The following is a 17,426-nucleotide window of genomic DNA, read 5'->3' as shown; positions in this document are numbered from 1 at the left end:
TCAGCAGGTTAGGACTAAAATAGAGTCATGAGTGAGATGACTGTGTCCGACGCACGGAGCCGGCTCTCGGAAGCGGTCGATACCGCGCGGGTGAACCATGAACCGGTGTACCTGCTGCGCCGGGGACGCCGCGTGGCCGCGCTGATCGACGCGGAGGATCTGGCCCGCTTGATCGAGGCTGCCGAGGACCTGGAGGATCTCCGCGCGGCGAGCGCGGCGCGGACAGAAATGGCCGATACGGGCGAAGGCCCGGTGCCCTGGGAGGAAGTCAAGGCGGAACTGGGTCTGGCGTGAGCTATGCCGTGCAGCTCGCTCCTGCCGCTGTCCGGCAGTTGCGCAAACTTCCGCCCGACGCGCGCCGACGCATCCAAGCCGCCATCGAACTGCTCGCCGAGACGCCGCGTCCCCCAGGAGCCAGGAAACTCTCCGGAGGCAGCGGCGACTGGCGTGTCCGTACCGGCGATTACCGGATCATCTACGAGATCCGGGACGCACAGCTGATCGTCCTGGTTCTCGCCATGGGCCACCGGCGCGACATCTACGAGCACTAGGCTGGTTGCATGGATCTGGAGGTGTCGCCCGCGCTCACGATTCCGGCGTCGGAACTCCGCTGGCGGTTCTCGCGTTCGTCCGGGCCAGGCGGTCAGCACGTCAACACGACGGACAGCCGCGCGGAACTTTCGTGGAACATCGCCGGCTCCGCCGCGCTCACGGATGACCAGCGGCTGATGCTGCTCACGCGTCTCGGACCACGCCTCGTCACCGGAGTGATCACCGTGGCCTCCTCCGAGCAGCGCTCCCAGCTGCGCAACCGCGAGACCGCCTTGGCCAAGCTCGCCGATCTCGTGGCTGAAGGCCTGGCACCCGAAGGCCCCCGCCGCCGGGCGACCAAACCCACCCGGGGTTCGAACCGCCGTCGCCTCGCCGCCAAGGAACAGCGGTCGGCGACGAAACGGCAACGGCAGCGGCCGTCAGCCGAGTAGCAGCGTCCAGCCCTATCCCTGCGGGTTTCCGCCCGTTGTGGCGGAGGCAGCTTCGCCCGCGCGGCGCACCCAGGTATGCGCGGCCCAGATGAACAGCAGCAGCGCCACGAGGACCAGTCCGGCATGGCCGAGGTCGAGTTCGGCCAGGAAGGTGGTCACCGGGTCGGTGAGTCCGAGCATCCCGTGCAGTACGCCTGCGATGGTGATGACCGAGATGAACAGGGCTGAGGCTGCGGAGACGCCTGTGATGACCACGTTGAAGCCGATACGGCGCCGGGGGTCCACAACGGCGCTTCGGTACATCTTCATCATCGCGACGCCGTTCACCGTGCCGCACAGCGTCATCGCCGCCATGAAGCCGAAGGGCAGGGAACGTGGGCGCGGAGATGGTCTCGCTGCGGCCGGGACGTCAATGGTGATGTGCCACTCGGCGGCGTCCTCGGGCAGGCACATCTCATGCCAGCGGCGGTAGTACGCCTGCCAGGCGCCGGGCTTCTGGCCATCTGCCGCGAACTTCGTGTAGATGGCAGGAGCAGGGCCTCGATTACTGGCACAATCTCGTCATACCGTGGAACGGCCCACTGGCTGGTGCTTTCGCGGAAGGCGTTCTGCATGTCGATGACCACCAGCGTGGACGAAGTCGCGGCGTTCATGCGGTTTCCTCCGCGGAAACACGGGCCTTGGACTCTTGGAGTTGGGCGCCGGGGAGGGTCGTGGCCGGCGTGTCTTTGGAGCGGGACAGCGGGCTGAGCTTGTGCGTCGCCAGGTAGACGACCTCTTGCATATGATCTGCGAGAGGGTTCCGTATTCTGGCCACAAAAGCGAGAGAGCGTCCAAGGGGACCCAACGCTCTCTCACCCTTGCGGCCCTTCCGGCCAACGCTCTCTCACTTTTGGAGGAACGCGTCCACCGCGGCCAGCACGGCCAGGGAGGCCTCGCGGCCGCCGATGGTCACGCGGACGCCTTCGCCGTCGAACGTGCGCACCGAAACGCCGTGGCGCACGCACTCCTGTTCCAGCTCGCGTGCCTGCTCAAGGGCGATCCACACGAAATTGCCGCCGCTCTCCGGCACGTCCAGTCCCCGGCCCAGCAGCGAGTCGGCCAGGAAGCGCCGTTCCGCCACCACATCGGCCATGGCGGCTTCCATGAGATCCTGCTCGGCCCAGGCCGCGACTGCCCCTGCCTCGGCCACGCGGCTGAGCCCGAACGGCGGCGCCGAGGCCCGCACGTTCCCAATGATATCCGGGCAAGCAGCCAGGTAGCCCACCCGTGCCCCGGCGAGTCCGTAGGCCTTGGAAAACGTCCGGAGGACGGCCAGGTTCGGGAACAGGTCCAGCAGCGCCACGTCATCCTGCCCGGGCTGCGTGAATTCCCGGTAGGCCTCATCCAGTACCACCAGCACATGGTCCGGCACCCGGCGCAGGAAGCGGAGCAGTTCACCATACCCCAGCACCGTTCCCGTGGGGTTGTTGGGGTTGCAGACAATCACCGCTCTGGTCCGCTCGGTGATGGCCGCCGCCATGGCATCGAGCTGGTGCCGGTACCCGGCGTCGAGCGGCACACGGACGCTCGACGCCCCCGCCACGCCCACAGTGATCGGGTACGCCTCGTAGCTGCGCCAGGCATGCACCACCTCGGTGCCGGGCCCCGTGTAGGCGGTCAGCAGTTGCTGCAGGATCGATAAGGAGCCCCCGCCCACCGCCACTTGCTCGCCGGTGAGTCCCAGCCGGGCCGCAATGCCGGCCACCAGCTCATCCCCGAAGGGGCTCGGGTAGCGGTTCACTCCCGCAGCGGCCTCGGCCATGGCTTTCCGGACAGCGGGCGACGGCGGCACGGAGGATTCGTTCGACGACGCCACCCAGGTGACGCTCGCCAGCCCGGACGCCCGGGAATAGCGGGGAAGGGCTGCGATTTCGGGCCTTGGCGCCGGACGGGCAGCGGGTCGCACCGGGGCCGCGTTCCCGGCCGCCAGCACCTTGCCGGGGTTCATGAGGTTCCGCGGATCCAGGGCTGCCTTGATGGCGGCCATGACGCCCACACCAGCGGGGTGTTCGGCCCGGAGGGAATCCATCTTGCCGGCGCCGATGCCGTGCTCGCCCGTGCAGGTGCCGCCCATGGCGAGCGCACGGGCCACGAGCCGCTGGTTGAGGGCCGACGCCGCGGCGAACGCTTCGTCGTCGCCGGGCTTGAGCACGATGGCGAGGTGGAAGTTGCCGTCGCCGGCGTGCCCGGCGATCGGGGCCACCAGCCCGGAAGCGACGATGTCCTCCTTGGTGGCGGCGATGCACTCGGCCAGCCGGGAAATGGGCACGCACACATCCGTGGACCAGGTATGGGACCCTTCCACGAGGGCCTGGCAGGCGGGCAGGACGTCGTGCCTGGCCTGCCACAGCCGCTCCCGTTCCCCGGCCTCCGTGGCGGATTCGAAGCCGCTGCCGCCATGCCGGGCGGCGATCTGCCGGATCTGCTCCGTCTGTTCCTCCACAGCCCGCCTGGTGCCGTGGAATTCGAACAGCAGGGTCGCGCGTCCGGGCAGCTCCAGGGCGGAGTAGGCGCCCACGGCCGCGATGGTGGTGTCGTCCAGGAGCTCCACCCGCGCCACGGGAATCCCCGCTTGGATGGCTTCCTGTACCACCAGCGAAGCCGCGCCCAGTGACGGGAAGCCGCAGACGGCGGCCGAGACCGCCTGCGGCTGTCCGTACAGGCGCAGCGTCACCTCGGTGATGATCCCCAGAGTCCCTTCGGCGCCGACGAACAGGTGGGTGAGGTCGTAGCCTGCGGCGGACTTCCGGGCCCGCCCGCCCGTGCGGACGATCTCGCCGCTGGCCAGCACCACGGTGAGCCCCAGGACGTTCTCGCGCATGGTGCCGTAGCGGACGGCGGTGGTGCCGCTGGCCCGGGTGGAGCACATGCCGCCGACGCTCGCATCGACGCCCGGCCCCACGGGGAAGACCAGTCCGTACGGGTCCAGCGCCGCGTTGAGCGCGCTCTTCATGACGCCGGCCTGCAAGGTGGCATCCAGGTCCGCCGGGCTGAGCCGCAGGATCCCGGCCATGGCGGACAGGTCGATCGTGACTATCCCGGCCCGCGCATTGGCGCCGCCCTCGAGCCCCGTCCCGGCGCCGATCGGCACCACGGCAACGCCGTGCGCGGCGCAGATCCGCACTGCCGTCGCGACGTCCTCCGTGCAGGCAGGGCGCACGACGGCGGCGGGCAGCCCCGCGGGCAGGTGCGAACGGTCGTGGGAGCGGGCCGTCCGGGTGGGGACGTCGACGGCGACCTTGCCGCCGAGCGCCTGCTGGAGCTCCCCGACGACGGCCGCTACCGCCGTCGGGGGCTCCGGCCGGGAATCCGCCGCGCCGTCGAGGAACGCCGCCAGCTGGCCCGAACTGCTCATGCAAGCACCTTGGACAGGAAGGCCTGGGTACGGGGCTCGCGCGGATCCTCCAGGACCTGGTGGGGGTCGCCGCTCTCCACGAGCTGGCCGTCCGCCATGAAGTGGACCACGTTGCCCACTTCCTTCGCGAAGCCCATCTCGTGTGTCACCACGATCATGGTCATGCCCGAATCCGCCAGGGAGCGCATCACGTCCAGCACCTCGCCCACGAGTTCCGGGTCCAGGGCGGAGGTGGGCTCGTCGAACAGCATCACGGACGGCTTGAGCGCCAGGGAGCGGGCAATCGCCACGCGCTGCTGCTGGCCACCGGAGAGCTGGCTAGGATAGTGGTTGGCCTTGTCCGCCAGGCCCACCCGGGCCAGCAGCTGGCGGCCTTCCTCGACGGCCTGTTCCTTGGGGATGCGCTGGACCACGGTGGGACCCTCGATGACGTTTTCTAGGGCCGTGCGGTGCGGGAAGAGGTTGAACTGCTGGAAAACCATGCCGACGTGGGCGCGCTGCCTGGCGGTTTCGTGTTCCTTGAGCTCGTGCAGCTTGTTGCCCGAGCGCCGGTATCCGATCCGCTCACCCTGCACCCAGAGCTGACCGCCGTCGATCTTCTCGAGGTGGTTGATGCAGCGCAGGAACGTGCTCTTGCCCGAGCCGGAGGGGCCCAGCAGGCAGGCGACCTGGCCGGCGTTGATGTCCAGGCTGATGCCTTTGAGCACTTCCACGTTGCCGAAGGACTTTCGGATGTCCCGGGCCCGCACGATGGGTTCTTTCACTTGACGTTCTCCAGTTCTGCCTCGGGGCCACTGGCCAGGGCGACGGCGGATGGACGCACGGGCGAGGCCTTCGGCACGCCTTTCTCTGCGGACGGCTTGGTGGCCTTGTGCGGGGTGAAGCCGCGTTCGAAGTGGCGCTCCACGTAGTACTGGCCCACGGACAGGACCGCCGTGACAGCGAGGTACCAGAGGGCCGCCACGATCAGCAGCGGGATGGTCTGGAACGTGCGCGAGTAGATGATCGAGACCGAGGTGAGCAGCTCGCTGTAGCCGATCACAATCACCAGCGAGGTGTACTTGAGCATGCCGATGGTCTCGTTGCCCGTGGGTGGGATGATGACGCGCATGGCCTGGGGCAGGATGACGCGCCGCATGGTCTGCAGGCGGGACATGCCCATGGCCTTGGCGGCCTCGGTCTGGCCCACGGGGATGGCACGGATGCCGGAGCGGACAATCTCGCCCATGTAGGCGCCTTCGTTGAGGGCCAGGCCGAGGAGGGCTGCCGTGAACGGCGAGATCAGCGTGTTGGTGGAGATCTCGAAGAAGCTGGGGCCGAACGGCACACCCAGCACCAGCTTGGGGACCAGCGCCGCCATGAAGAACCAGAACAGCAACTGCACCATGAGCGGGGTGCCGCGGAAGAACCAGGAGTAGGCCCAGGCGGCCGAGGACAGGATGGGGTTCGGGGAGAGGCGGCAAACGGCCACCCCGATTCCCAGGACAATCCCGATGGCCATGGACACGGCGGTTAGCAGCAGCGTGTTGGCGAGCCCGGACATCACTGGTGCGGCGAAGAGGTACTCCCCCACTACTTCCCACTGGAAGCGCTGGTTGGTGATCATGCCGTAGCCCAGCAGGACCACGCCCAATACCACGAAACCTGCCATGACCCACCGCCCGGTGTAGCGGGCGGGAACGATTGAGAGCGTCTGCTCGTCCTCCGTCGCGTGGTACAGCGTCACTTGGTGGCCCCGTTGACAGTGAACGTGTCCACGGCGTGATCATCCATCTTGTACTTGGCCAGGATCGCGTCGTAGCTGCCGTCGGTCTTGAGCTGCTCAAGGGCCTTCTGGACAGCCGTCATCAGCTGGGTGCTTTCCTTGGGGAACACGATGCCGAAGGCTGCTGCCTCGTAGGCCTTGCCCATGGTCAGTTCGCCGTTGCTTTCGGCGGCGACCACGGAACCCGACGTCGAGTCCACCAGGAACGCGTCCACGCGCTCGCTCTGCAGGGCCAGCACGGCCTGGTTCTGTCCGGCGTAGATGGTCACGGCCAGCGGGGCTTTGCCGGCGGCCTCGCATTTGCCCGATTGTGCGGTGGCGTCGGCGTCCTCGGTTGTCCCCTTGACGATTCCCACCTTGGTTCCGCAGAGATCGTCCAGGGACTTCAGCTTGTCCGCCTTGGTCTTGGTGGTCATGATGCCGCCGCCGGCCTGGAAGTAGTCCAGGAAGCTGACCTGCTTCTGCCGTTCCTTGGTGTCCGACATGGCGGACATGCCCATGTTGTACCGGCCGGAGGCCAGGCCCGGGATGATGGCGTCGAACGCGATGTTGTCGAAGGCCAGCGTGACGCCGAGCTTCTTCTCGATGGCGTCCGCCAATTCACGGTCGATTCCGATGATCGTCTTGCCGTCCTTGTCAAAGGACTCGAACGGCGGGTATTCAACGTTGCTGGCCACCTTGATGGTCCCGGCGCTCTGGATGTCCTGGGGCAGTTGGCTGAACAGCGGCGCCTTTGCCGCGTCGGCCGTTGCAGGGTTGCCGGCCGTTGCTGATCCACCGCAGGCGGTGAGGCCGACGACGGCGGCAAGCGCCAGGGCGGCGATGGCCGGCTTGCGGAGGGAAATTGCTGAAATGCTCATGTTTATGCTCCTTGTTGTTCTAACGCTTCGTGCGAACCGCCGAAGAACTGCCGCTTGGGGTGCGGTAATTCCTTTCAAAAATCAGCGTGGGTTTTGATCAGCCTAGAGATGAATATCACAACCCACAATAGTTAATCTGTGCAAAATTCAAAGTATTACCAAAATGCAAATGCCGGATCCGGAATGGCCGGATCCGGCATTTGAAAAAGGACATGAAGCACCGCAATTCAAGGATTAACCATTCGGAAAGTCGCAGGGGCAGAGACGGTCCTGCGCCAGCTGCGCGGCGGCCAAGTCCACCGATCCATCAGGCCCGGCACCGCTTAGATGTCGAGCACGAGCCTTTCCCCGAGGCAGCGGGAAACACAAATCATTATTGTTTCATTCAATGCGCGCTCCTCGTCGCTGAGAATGTCATCGCGGTGGTCCGGAATTCCTTCCAGAACAACCGTCTCACAGGTGCCGCAAGTGCCTTTCCTGCAGGAATTCAATGCCGGAACGCCCGATCTTTGCAGGGCGTCCAGAATTGTTTCACCGGATGCGACATCTATTTCCTGTCCGTCCGCCGTTTCCACGACAAAAGGCGAGTTGTCCCCGCCGGAAGCAGGCCCGCCGCCGGAATCACCGCCATCGGAATCAAGAGCGGATACCGTGGCGCCGAAGTCCTCAAACCTCAGGTGCGGCAGCGTGCCCGCGGCATGGGCCGCGCGGAGCTCGGCCAGGAGCCGGGACGGACCGCAGGCATACACCGTGGCGTCCGCCGCAACGGCGCCGCCGAGGTAGTCCGCCAGGTCCAGGCTGCCGTGCTGGTCCTTGGCATGGATCCGGACCCTTTCGCCGGCAGGATCCAGAGCTGCGATCTCGGCAAGGAAGGCCATGGACCGCGCGCCGGCACCCAGGTACAGCAGCCGCCAGGGCTCCCCTGCCGCATGGGCTTCACGGATCATCGGCAGCAGAGGGGTGATGCCGATGCCGCCGGCGATGAACACCTTCTCCCCCGCGCCGGACGCGCCTCGGAAGTTGTCCTTCGGGCCGCGGACCTCCACAGTGTCCCCGGCCCGCAGGGCCTCGTGGACGTAGCTGGAGCCGCCGCGGCTGGCCTGCTCGCTCAGCACGGCCACGCGCCAGGCAGTCCGGTCGGCCGGATCCGAGCAGAGCGAGTACTGCCGCAGGATGCCGTTGGCGAACAGGATGTCCACGTGCGCGCCGGGCACCCAGGCCGGCAGCGCACCGCCGTCGGGGTCGCTAAGCAGCAAGGAGACGACGGCGTCGGCCTCGCGGCGGATGGCGCCCACCGCAAGGCGCGTGAACCCCTTCAGGGGAGCCGCGAGGACGGCGGAATCAGCGGCCTGCAGCGTCATGGCTGCCTCCGCCGATCGCGGCGTTCACGGCGGCCACCACGGAACCGTCATGGACGAGTTCGCCGGCCTTGCGGAGCCGCGGGTACATCACCACGTCCTCCGTGAGGTGGTCGATGGGTCGGCCGTCCGCGGACGCGGTGGAGCGCAGGTAGGCCAGGGCGGCCAGGCTCGCGGCGCCGGGCTTGGCACTCTGCTCGGCGCCGCCCGGGGCCGGCATGCGCATCCGCAGCTCCAGGGCCTGGGCGGCCATGAGCAGCTCGATGGCCACCACGGATTCGATGTTCGCCACGATCTGCCGGGTGTGCCGGCCTGCGTTGTTGGCCATGGACACGTGGTCCTCCTGGTTGGCGCAGGTGGGGATGGAGTCAACACTGTCCGGGTGCGCCAGGGTCTTGCAGTCCGACACCAGCGCGGCTGCGAGGTACTGGGGCAGCATGTACCCGCAGTCCATGCCGATCTGTTCGCTGGCCACCAGCATGTCCGGCAGCCCGCGGTTCAGGGTGCCGTCGTCGAGCCTGAAGAGCCGGCGCTCGGTGATGTTGCCGATTTCGGTGACCACAATCGAGATGAAGTCGGCCGCGAAGGCGACGTATTCGGCGTGGAAGTTGCCGCCGGAGACGGCCTTCAGGGTACGGCTGGCGGGCAGCGTGGGGAAGATCAGCGGGTTGTCGGTGGCAGCGTTGATCTCGTTATCGATGATGCCGGCCGCGAACTCCAGGGTGTCCTTGACCGGGCCGAAGACCTGCGGGATGCAACGCAGCGAATAGGCGTCCTGCGGGGGCTGCCGGACAGGGTCGCGGTCCGCATCGCCGTCCACCAAACCGCTGCCGGCGAGCAACTCACGGAGCCGTGCGGCCACTTCGATCTGCCCGCGCTGGCCGCGGGCCTGGTGGAGCTCGTCGATGAACGCATCGCCGAAGCCCATCAGTGCCTCGATGCTCATGGCCGCGGTGATCTGCGCTGTTTCCAGCAGGTTCTGCGCGTCGTAGAGGGCCAGTGCGGCCTGGGCGCAGGAGAACGAGGTTCCGTTGAGGAGGGCCAGTCCGTCCTTGGCTCCCAGCGGGAGGCGCTCGATGCCGGCGTGGGCCATGGCTGCAATCCCGGAGACTACGGCACCGTCCACGAAGGCCTCGCCGGAGTCCAGTTCCTCGTCCTCGCCGGTGTGCGAGCGGGACATCACTATGGCCACGTGGGCCAGCGGTATGAGGTCACCCGAGGCGCCAAGGGAGCCGTATTCGGGGATGGCCGGGTACACGCCGCGGTTGAGCATCTCGGCAAGGGTCTTCACAATGTCCGCGCGCACACCGGAATAGCCCTGGGTGAGGCTGACGATGCGGATGAACATGGTGGCCCGGACGACTTCCTCGTCCACGTACCGGCCCACGCCGGCGGCGTTGGAGAGAACCAGGCGGCGCGAGAGCTCGGCGGCGTCGGACGGTTCGTCGAAAGCCTTGCGGCCGGCCAGCGATCCGAAGCCGGTGTTAATGCTGTAAATCGGCGCGGTGTCCTTGCCGGCCTTCATGTCATCCATGACGCCGTTGAGCCAGTCCTCGCTGGGCTTCATCCGGGCCAGGGCGGCCTGGTCCACCACCACGGGCCTGCGGTGCCTGGCCACCTGCACCAGATCCTCCAACGTTGCCCGGTGGATCCCCAGGACCACCGTTTCGGTTTCAAGCAGAGTGTCGAGCGTCATCGCTTGCCTCTCGTGTTGTTTTTTGGCTGGCGAGGGAACCCAGCGACGCCGCCAGGTTCTCCGCTGCCTCGTTCATGGTTTTCAAAGTCGAATTGAGCCAGGCCCGCGAGCCGCAGCGGCTCTCCGGTCCGGCCACGTTGATGGCGCAGACTGCCTCGCCGTCGAAGATCACCGGGACGGCCACCGAGACCGCTCCGGGATCAAGCTCGCCGCGCGAGACCACCCAGCCGTTCGCCCGGATCTGGGACAGCGTTGCCAGGATCTGCTCGGCCGATGGCGAGTTGTCCGTAAAGCGCGGAAGCTCGCCGTCGAGCACTTGGCGTACGACGTCGGCGGGCGCCCAGGCGAGCAGCGTCCGCGGGCCTGCTCCCGCGGACAGGGGCAGGAGTTCGTTGACGGCGAAGGTGTACTTGAAGCCTTTGTCCGGTTCGGCGCGGCGCAGGCACATGGCCTGCGTCCCCACCCGGATCACCATCACCGCGGTCTCCCCCACGGCGTCGACGATACTTTTCAGCACAGCCGTGCCAACTTCCGCGAGGTGGCTCTGCGTGAGGTGCCTGCCGGACAGCGCCAACAGCGCACGCCCAGGCCTGTAGCTCCCGTCGTCCTCCTGCACGAAGCCGTGTTCGCGGAGCTGCCGGAAGTAGCGGTAGGTGGTGCTGACGGGGATGCCCAGCTTCAGGGCCACGCTCTCCACTGTGGTGTCACCGCCGTCGGCGATTTCGGACAGGATCATGAGACCGCGTTCGAAGGATGTTGTTCCTGCCATGGGCCTGCCCCTTTCTGAAGTGCTCTGTGCCGGACGGGTGTGCCGGGCGGATCCCTCACGGATCGCCACCACGGAATGATCGTGCAGGACGCCAGGCCATTGCGACAAACCCTATTCTCACAGGGTGAGAACATCGTTTACCGGCTGCACTTTGTGACCGGTACGTTGAGGCCACGAACCCGCTGAGCGGCAGCCCCCCATCGACGCAAACGAGGCCCCAGATGTCAGTGACCATGCCCCCGCAGACCATCCCGGTAATGACGGACGATCCCTACTCCGACGAGAACCTGCGCGACCCGTACCCCTTGTTCGAACGCATGCGGGAGGCCGGGCCGGCCGTGTGGCTTGAGAAGTACCAGGTGCTGGCCTTCGCCGGTTTCGAGGAATGCAAGGACATCCTGGACGACTACCGGACCTTCATTTCCAGTGCCGGCGTCGGCCCCAAGAACCTGCACAGCGAACCCGCCTGGCGGCCCCAGGGCATCCTGGAATCCGATCCGCCGGTGCACGGTCCCATGCGCAACGCCATGGCCGCCGTCATCTCGCCCCGCGGGGTCCGGTCCCTGCGCGCCGGGTTTGAGGCGTTTGCCGACGAGCTGGTGGACGCGCTGATCGCAAGGGGAACGTTCGACGGCGTCGCGGACCTCGCCGAACTCTTCCCCATCCGGGTCTTCGGAGACGCCGTCGGGATCCCCCGCGAGGGACGCGAAGCGAACCTGCTCCCGCATGGCGCCATGAACTTCAGTGCTTTCGGCCCGGACGACGAGCGTTCGAAAGAGTTCTTCGAGAAAGGCGCGGGGACGCACGAGTGGGTCATGAACAACTGCGCGCGCGAAAACCTCTCCCCCGACGGCATGGGCGCCCAGATCTGGGAGTTCGCGGACCGCGGCGAGATCACGGCCGGGCAGGCGGCGCTACTGGTGCGTGCCATGCTCTCGGCGGGCTTGGACACCACGGTATTTTCCATCGGCAACACGCTCCAGGCCCTGGCAGCCCACCCGGAACAGTGGGCCGAGCTGCACGCCAACCCCCGTCTGGCGAAGTTCGCCATCGACGAGGCCCTCCGCTTCGAATCCCCGTTCCAATCCTTCTTCCGCACCACCGGGTCGGACACCCTGTTCCGTGGCATCCCGCTGCCCGCCGGGACCAAGGTGCTGCTCTTCATGGGCTCGGCCAACCGGGATGCCCGGCACTGGGGCGACACTGCGGACGAGTACGTGATCGGCCGCAACGCCGGCGGACACCTGGCGTTCGGCATGGGCATCCACCAGTGCGTGGGCCAGCCGATTTCCCGCCTCGAAATGGACGTGCTGTTCACGGCCCTGGCCAAACGGGTCAAGAGCATCGAACTCGCCGGCGAGCCCGTGCCGTACCTGCACAACACCCTGCGCGGCTGGCGTTCGCTGCCGCTGCGGATCACGGCGGCGTAGGCAGGACGCTCTCTCACCTTTGGGCCGCTCTCCCCGGACGCTCTCTCAGTGAAGATTTTGGGGCACCACAGCGGCCTCACCTCCATTGAGTCGTCCCCTGAACGACACGAACAAGCGCTGCAACGCACGGGCCGAAACGCTCCCGCCTGCCACAGGATGGTGCACTGTGAGCGCCCCGAAGCGCAAGGGAACAGGCCTGGATGAAACGCTGGGCGATCCGCAGCTCTTCCCCGCACCCGGTGACACGGTTACCGTCGAGATCGAGGGCCTTGAGGCATCAGCCGATCAGCGCCAGCACGGCTCCTACGTTCACAACCCCACCGGGCTGGGTCCTGACACCGGTCACCGTACCGGCGCGGTGGGCGGTCACCTGGGTCTCCATCTTCATCGCCTCAAGCACGACGACGGCGTCCCCCGCCGCCACTTCGGCGCCCGGCTCGACGAGCCACTTCACCACGGTCCCGGCCATGTCCGCGCGCAACTCACCCGGATGCGCGGAACCGGCGGCAGCACCGCCGTCGGCCGCGCCGTCCAAAGCCGTCCCGTCAAGGGAAACCCCCGCGGGAACAGCGCCACCCGACCGCGCCCAGCCATCCAACAGGTCAGCGGGAAGGCCGACGGCGAGGCGCCGGCCGTCGACGTCCACAGTAATGGTGCGTCGCTCACCGTCCGGAACGGACGTGCCGAACTCCGGATCCGCCGCGATGGAATCCGCGAAGTCAGTCTCGATCCAGCGCGTGTGGATGCCGAGCGCGGTCTCGGAGGTGAAGTCCGGCGCCTGGACCACGGCCCGGTGGAACGGCAGGACAGTGGCCACGCCGGTGATTTCCATTTCCGCGAGGGCACGGCGGGCACGGCGAAGCGCCTGCTGGCGGTCGGCGCCGGTGACGATCAGCTTGGCCAGCAGAGAGTCGAACTGCGGCGCCACAATGGAGCCGGAGCGCACCCCGGAGTCGAGCCGGATGCCGGGTCCCGTCGGGCCGCTGAACGTGGCGATGGTTCCGGGTGACGGCAGGAAGCCCCGGCCCACATCCTCCGCGTTGAGCCGGAACTCGAAGGAATGCCCGCGAGGTGTGGGATCGGCGGTGAAGCGCAGCACCTCGCCGGCGGCGATCCGGAACTGTTCCTGGACCAGGTCCACACCGGTGGTCTCCTCCGTGATGGGGTGCTCCACCTGGAGGCGCGTGTTCACCTCAAGGAACGCGACGGTGCCGTCGGCGGCCACGAGGAACTCCACCGTCCCGGCCCCTGAATAGGAGGCCTCGCGGCACACTGCCTTGGCGGCGTCGTAAATCTGCTTGGTCTGGGCTTCGGTCAGGAACGGCGCGGGGGCCTCTTCCACCAGTTTCTGGTGCCGGCGCTGCAGCGAGCAGTCGCGGGTGCCCACCACCACCACGTTGCCGTGCTGGTCCGCCAGGACCTGCGCCTCCACGTGCCGGGGCCGGTCCAGGTACCGCTCCACAAAGCACTCGCCACGGCCGAAGGCCACCACCGCTTCACGGACCGCGGAATCGAAGGACTCCTCGATCTGGTCCATCTCGCGGACCACCTTCAGCCCGCGCCCGCCGCCGCCGAAGGCCGCCTTGATGGCGATCGGCAGGCCATGCTGTTCGGCGAATTCGCGGACCTCCGCGGCCGAAGCCACCGGACCGTCGCTACCGGCCACCAAGGGGGCGCCGGCGCGGACGGCGATTTCGCGCGCCGTGATCTTGTTGCCCAGCTGCCGGATGGCCTCCGGGTTGGGCCCGATCCAGGTCAGGCCGGCATCCAGGACCGCCTGGGCAAAGCCGGCGTTCTCGGACAGGAAGCCGTAGCCGGGGTGCACGGCGTCCGCCCCGGACTCCGCGGCCACGCGCAGGAGATTGGGGATATCGAGGTACGTTTCCGACGGCGCGTTGCCGCCCAGGCTGTAGGCCTCGGTGGCGGCGCCCACGTGCATGGCGTCGGCATCAACGTCCGCGTAGACAGCCACGGACTCCAGTCCGGCGTCCTCGCACGCACGGGCGATGCGGACGGCGATTTCTCCGCGGTTGGCGATCAGGACCTTGCGCATCAGTTGCTCACTTTGTCTGGGAAATGTCAGGGGAAGAATGCGTGGGCAGCCCGTAGCCGGGAGCCCAGCGGAACCGGATGGACCCGCCGATGGGGACCTGGGCGGCCAGGTCCAGCTGGTGGTCCACCACCACACCGATCACGGGGTAGCCGCCGGTGATGGGGTGGTCAGCCAGGAAGAGGACTGGCTGGCCTTCGGGCGGGATCTGGAGCGCGCCCGCCATAGTTCCCTCGCTGGGCAGCTCCCCGTCCCGGCTCCGCCCCAGCGGCTCACCGTCCAGGCGCATGCCCACGCGGTTGGAGCGGGGCGTCACCGCCCAGTCCTGGGCGCAGAGCGAATCGAGCGCGGCGGCGTCGAACCAGTCATCGCGGGGTCCGGGCACGATGTCCAGGACAGTGACGCCCGTGTCCGGGAAGTCGGGCTGCAGTTCCGGGTTGCCCACCACGTTGGAGGACGTGGCGGCGCCGGCGCCCAGCAGCTGCCCGGCGGCCAGCGGCGCAGGCCCGATCCCGGACATGGTGTCCGTGGACCGGCTCCCCAGCACCGCGTCCACTGCTGCCCCGCCGCGGATGGCCAGGTAGCTGCGGAAGCCGCGCTCGGGCGCGCCGATGGTCAGGATCTCGCCGTCCAGCAGGGCAAACGCCGTGGCCATGGGCACCTCGCGCACCTGCTCGGACCGGTCGCCTTCGTCATCAGCCTCCGGATCGGGAGCGTACGACGGCGTCACAACAGTCAGTGCCGACGGCGCGCCGGCGACTGCCAGCACCTGGTCCCCCACGGCCTGCACCCGCAGCCCGCCGGCAACGGATTCGACGCCGGCGGCCGAGGGGTGGTTGCCCACGATCCGGTTGGCGCGGCGCAGGGAGGAGCGGTCGAGTGCCCCGGCTGAGGACACCCCGCGCCCGGCGTGACCGGGGCGGCCGAGGTCCTGGATCAGGCTCTGGAGTCCGGGCGACAGGATCCGGAGGCCGGACTGAATCTCCGGTTCCCGGGCAGCCAAGGCTTCGGAATCCGCGGCAGCGACACGCGGTGCCGCGACTTCAATGAGCTCGCGCACCGCCTGGAACTGCACGCGGTCACCGGGAGCAGCCAGGGCCGGCTGCTCCCGGCTGAGGTCCCACATGGGGGCCGCGGTGCGGCCGATCAGCTGCCAGCCGCCCGGGGATTTCCGTGGGTACACGGCCGAATAGTTGCCCGCCAGGGCCACGGAACCTGCGGGGACGGCGGTCCGGGGCGAACTCCGGCGCGGGACTTCAAGTACCTGGTTCTCCCCCACCATGTAGCTGAAGCCCGGCGCGAAGCCGCCGAAGGCCACTGTCCAGACCTGCCCGGTGTGGGCCGCGATGACGCCGTCGGCGCCCAGCCCGGTGAGCCGCCCCACTTCGGCGAGGTCGTCGCCGTCGTACACGGTCTCAATCTGCACCAGCTTGCCTTCGGCGTGGGACTGGACCGTCAGGTCCATCTCCTGCAGCCGGGCCACCATCCTGCGCGCCGCAGCGGGTGAATCCGCCTTGACCATCACGGTTTCGGCGGCGGCCAGGACGTCCACCTGGCCGGGCAGCGGGTGCTCCAGCAGGAGGGCCTGCAGGGCCAGCACATCGTGGAGCCCGGAGAGTTCGGCGAGCACCGCCGTCGTACCTACCGGCCTGACGGCGAGCACCCGGGCCGCGGCGGCGGGCTTGCTGACTGTTTCCATGGGATCAGGCCGCGCCGCTTAGGCGCGGCTCCCCTGCGCGTCGTCGCGGTGCAGCAGGCGGAGGTCTTCTTCGGGCTGCGGGTCGCGGCCAAGGCGCATGCCCACGATCGTGATGATGGCCGTCAGGAGGATGTACCCGGCGATCAGGTACCAGCCGCCGGACGCTGCTGCGTAGAGGGCGGTGAAGATCAACGGAGCCACAGCGCCGCCGATGACGCCGGCAAGGGTGTAGGCCAGGGAGCTCCCGGCGTAGCGGAGGCGGGCCGGGAACTGCTCGGTGATGAAGGCCGCCTGCGGGCCGTACATAAAGGCGTGCAGGGCCAGTCCGATCACCACGCCGAGGATCAGCATCATCACGGACTTGCCCGCGATCATCAGGAAGAAGAGGGGAATGTAGACGGCGGTGGCGGCAGCGGCAATGCCATAAACCCAGCGGCGGTTGAACCGGTCGGTCAGGGCGCCGGCGAGCGGGATCAGGAAGAGCTGGAACGCGGAGCCGATCAGGATGGCGGCCAGCACGTTGCCGGTGGTCATGCCCAGTTCCTTGGTGGCGTAGACGGCCACAAAAACGGTGAAAAGCGCGTACAGGACGTCCGGGCAGACCCGCGACAGGGCTGCGGAGATCAAGGCGCGGGGCTGGGTGGTGAAGACTTCCTTGATGGGCGCCTTCGGCTGGTCGCCGTGGGCTGCGATGGCCTTGAAGACCGGGGTTTCCTCAAGCTTGAGGCGGATGATCAGGCCGAAGACCACCAGGAGGGCCGAGGCCAGGAAGGCTACGCGCCAGCCCCACGAGAGGAATGCTTCGGTGCTGAGGGAGGCGGCGAGGACGGCCAGGACGCCGTTGGCCATGAGGTTGCCGGCGGGCGGGCCGATCTGGGCCGCGGAGGACCAGAAACCGCGCTTGTTGGGGTCGCCGAATTCGCTGGACAGCAGCACAGCGCCGCCCCATTCGCCGCCGACGCCGATGCCCTGGGCCAGGCGCAGGAGCACCAGGATGATGGGCGCCCAGATGCCGATCACGGAGTAGTCAGGCAGCGCTCCGATGATGACGGTGGCGACGCCGATCAGCACCAGGGTGAAGACCAGGACGTACTTGCGGCCGATCTTGTCGCCCAGGCGGCCGAAGATCACGCCACCGATCGGGCGGGCGAGGTAGCCCACCGCAAAGGCGGAAAAGGACAGGAGGAGGCCCACGAATTCATCGTCCGAGGGGAAGAAGATCTTGGGGAAGACGAGGGCCGAGGCCACCGAGTAGATGGCGAAGTCGTAGTACTCGAGCGAGGTGCCGGTGAGGCTGGCGATATACGCCTTCAGGGCACCGGGCGGGGGCTTCCTTGCCGCCGTCTTTGCTGCCTTGTTTGTGCTGGTCATGGTTTTCCTCCGGGGGATGAGGGGTGCTGCGGGGGCCGGTGTGCGGCC

General features: G+C 67.9%; 16 protein-coding genes. 4 read left to right on the top strand and 12 right to left on the bottom strand.

The window, feature by feature from the left end; all coding sequences use genetic code 11:
* Positions 1 to 27 precede the first annotated feature (27 nt).
* Genes AC3IT0_RS00610 through arfB form a run of 3 tightly spaced genes read left to right on the top strand, consistent with a single transcriptional unit; the run spans position 28 to position 983 of the window.
* Positions 28 to 294 carry a type II toxin-antitoxin system Phd/YefM family antitoxin gene (locus AC3IT0_RS00610; RefSeq protein WP_489321912.1) on the top strand — a complete coding sequence of 89 codons (267 nt, stop codon included), beginning with the start codon at positions 28 to 30 and terminating at the stop codon, positions 292 to 294.
* The gene (locus AC3IT0_RS00605; RefSeq protein ID WP_489321911.1) at positions 291 to 551 is read left to right on the top strand and encodes a type II toxin-antitoxin system RelE family toxin; all 261 of its coding nucleotides are present in this window, start codon (positions 291 to 293) and stop codon (positions 549 to 551) included. Before AC3IT0_RS00610 ends, AC3IT0_RS00605 begins: the two co-directional genes overlap by 4 nt.
* 9 nt (positions 552 to 560) lie before the next feature.
* Entirely contained in the window at positions 561 to 983 is a 423-nt protein-coding gene (gene arfB, locus AC3IT0_RS00600) for an alternative ribosome rescue aminoacyl-tRNA hydrolase ArfB (protein WP_489321910.1), read from the top strand.
* A 12-nt stretch (positions 984 to 995) separates the two neighbouring features.
* On the opposite strand, the gene AC3IT0_RS00595 is transcribed toward arfB, so the two are convergent.
* The 9 genes from AC3IT0_RS00595 to AC3IT0_RS00555 form a co-directional block, all read right to left on the bottom strand.
* On the bottom strand, positions 996 to 1,436 hold the full coding sequence (locus tag AC3IT0_RS00595; protein ID WP_489321909.1) for a HoxN/HupN/NixA family nickel/cobalt transporter: 441 nt from the start codon (positions 1,434 to 1,436) through the stop codon (positions 996 to 998).
* A 196-nt stretch (positions 1,437 to 1,632) separates the two neighbouring features.
* Entirely contained in the window at positions 1,633 to 1,767 is a 135-nt protein-coding gene (locus AC3IT0_RS00590) for a hypothetical protein (protein WP_489321908.1), read from the bottom strand.
* A gap of 102 nt (positions 1,768 to 1,869) precedes the next feature.
* Entirely contained in the window at positions 1,870 to 4,380 is a 2,511-nt protein-coding gene (locus AC3IT0_RS00585; RefSeq protein ID WP_489321907.1) for a histidinol-phosphate transaminase, read from the bottom strand.
* Complete coding sequence (locus AC3IT0_RS00580; protein ID WP_489321906.1) at positions 4,377 to 5,144, bottom strand: amino acid ABC transporter ATP-binding protein; 768 nt, start codon at positions 5,142 to 5,144, stop codon at positions 4,377 to 4,379. Before AC3IT0_RS00580 ends, AC3IT0_RS00585 begins: the two co-directional genes overlap by 4 nt.
* On the bottom strand, positions 5,141 to 6,106 hold the full coding sequence (locus tag AC3IT0_RS00575) for an amino acid ABC transporter permease (RefSeq protein ID WP_489321905.1): 966 nt from the start codon (positions 6,104 to 6,106) through the stop codon (positions 5,141 to 5,143). Before AC3IT0_RS00575 ends, AC3IT0_RS00580 begins: the two co-directional genes overlap by 4 nt.
* On the bottom strand, positions 6,103 to 7,005 hold the full coding sequence (locus AC3IT0_RS00570; protein ID WP_489321904.1) for an ABC transporter substrate-binding protein: 903 nt from the start codon (positions 7,003 to 7,005) through the stop codon (positions 6,103 to 6,105). The genes AC3IT0_RS00575 and AC3IT0_RS00570 overlap by 4 nt, the downstream gene beginning before the upstream one ends.
* Before the next feature lie 323 nt (positions 7,006 to 7,328).
* A complete protein-coding gene (locus AC3IT0_RS00565) occupies positions 7,329 to 8,366 on the bottom strand; it encodes a PDR/VanB family oxidoreductase (protein ID WP_489321903.1) in 1,038 nt (345 codons plus the stop codon).
* A complete protein-coding gene (locus AC3IT0_RS00560) occupies positions 8,347 to 10,059 on the bottom strand; it encodes an HAL/PAL/TAL family ammonia-lyase (RefSeq protein WP_489321902.1) in 1,713 nt (570 codons plus the stop codon). The genes AC3IT0_RS00565 and AC3IT0_RS00560 overlap by 20 nt, the downstream gene beginning before the upstream one ends.
* The gene (locus AC3IT0_RS00555) at positions 10,037 to 10,828 is read right to left on the bottom strand and encodes an IclR family transcriptional regulator (protein ID WP_489321901.1); all 792 of its coding nucleotides are present in this window, start codon (positions 10,826 to 10,828) and stop codon (positions 10,037 to 10,039) included. Before AC3IT0_RS00555 ends, AC3IT0_RS00560 begins: the two co-directional genes overlap by 23 nt.
* Positions 10,829 to 11,085: 257 nt before the next feature.
* Between AC3IT0_RS00555 and AC3IT0_RS00550 the strand changes: the two genes are divergently transcribed.
* Positions 11,086 to 12,258 (top strand): cytochrome P450, encoded by a 1,173-nt coding sequence (locus AC3IT0_RS00550; protein WP_489321900.1) that lies wholly within the window; start codon positions 11,086 to 11,088, stop codon positions 12,256 to 12,258.
* Between the two features lie 277 nt (positions 12,259 to 12,535).
* Here the strand turns inward: AC3IT0_RS00550 and AC3IT0_RS00545 are convergent, their stop codons facing one another.
* From AC3IT0_RS00545 to AC3IT0_RS00535, 3 genes are read right to left on the bottom strand one after another with little or no spacing between them, the layout of a single operon-like run.
* Positions 12,536 to 14,311: an acetyl/propionyl/methylcrotonyl-CoA carboxylase subunit alpha gene (locus AC3IT0_RS00545; protein ID WP_489321899.1), complete on the bottom strand. Its 1,776-nt coding sequence runs from the start codon at positions 14,309 to 14,311 to the stop codon at positions 12,536 to 12,538.
* A 7-nt stretch (positions 14,312 to 14,318) separates the two neighbouring features.
* Positions 14,319 to 16,007, bottom strand: coding sequence for a 5-oxoprolinase subunit B/C family protein (locus AC3IT0_RS00540; RefSeq protein ID WP_489321898.1), 1,689 nt, complete (start codon positions 16,005 to 16,007; stop codon positions 14,319 to 14,321).
* Between the two features lie 18 nt (positions 16,008 to 16,025).
* Positions 16,026 to 17,378, bottom strand: a complete 1,353-nt coding sequence (locus AC3IT0_RS00535) for an MFS transporter (protein ID WP_489321897.1) — start codon at positions 17,376 to 17,378, stop codon at positions 16,026 to 16,028.
* Between the last annotated feature and the right edge of the window lie 48 nt (positions 17,379 to 17,426).

It is taken from the genome of Pseudarthrobacter sp. KH_020_B (assembly GCF_057840185.1).
This window is presented reverse-complemented; position numbering and strand designations above follow the sequence as displayed.

Bases quoted from the DNA above. Each gene is read 5' to 3' on its own strand.
- arfB (WP_489321910.1), top strand. From the start codon at position 561: ATGGATCTGGAGGTGTCGCCCGCGCTCACGATTCCGGCGTCGGAACTC.
- AC3IT0_RS00545 (WP_489321899.1), bottom strand. From the start codon at position 14,311: ATGCGCAAGGTCCTGATCGCCAACCGCGGAGAAATCGCCGTCCGCATC.
- AC3IT0_RS00550 (WP_489321900.1), top strand. From the start codon at position 11,086: ATGACGGACGATCCCTACTCCGACGAGAACCTGCGCGACCCGTACCCC.
- AC3IT0_RS00535 (WP_489321897.1), bottom strand. From the start codon at position 17,378: ATGACCAGCACAAACAAGGCAGCAAAGACGGCGGCAAGGAAGCCCCCG.
- AC3IT0_RS00565 (WP_489321903.1), bottom strand. From the start codon at position 8,366: ATGACGCTGCAGGCCGCTGATTCCGCCGTCCTCGCGGCTCCCCTGAAG.
- AC3IT0_RS00585 (WP_489321907.1), bottom strand. From the start codon at position 4,380: ATGAGCAGTTCGGGCCAGCTGGCGGCGTTCCTCGACGGCGCGGCGGAT.
- AC3IT0_RS00590 (WP_489321908.1), bottom strand. From the start codon at position 1,767: ATGCAAGAGGTCGTCTACCTGGCGACGCACAAGCTCAGCCCGCTGTCC.
- AC3IT0_RS00560 (WP_489321902.1), bottom strand. From the start codon at position 10,059: ATGACGCTCGACACTCTGCTTGAAACCGAAACGGTGGTCCTGGGGATC.
- AC3IT0_RS00555 (WP_489321901.1), bottom strand. From the start codon at position 10,828: ATGGCAGGAACAACATCCTTCGAACGCGGTCTCATGATCCTGTCCGAA.
- AC3IT0_RS00540 (WP_489321898.1), bottom strand. From the start codon at position 16,007: ATGGAAACAGTCAGCAAGCCCGCCGCCGCGGCCCGGGTGCTCGCCGTC.
- AC3IT0_RS00610 (WP_489321912.1), top strand. From the start codon at position 28: ATGAGTGAGATGACTGTGTCCGACGCACGGAGCCGGCTCTCGGAAGCG.
- AC3IT0_RS00570 (WP_489321904.1), bottom strand. From the start codon at position 7,005: ATGAGCATTTCAGCAATTTCCCTCCGCAAGCCGGCCATCGCCGCCCTG.
- AC3IT0_RS00595 (WP_489321909.1), bottom strand. From the start codon at position 1,436: ATGTGCCTGCCCGAGGACGCCGCCGAGTGGCACATCACCATTGACGTC.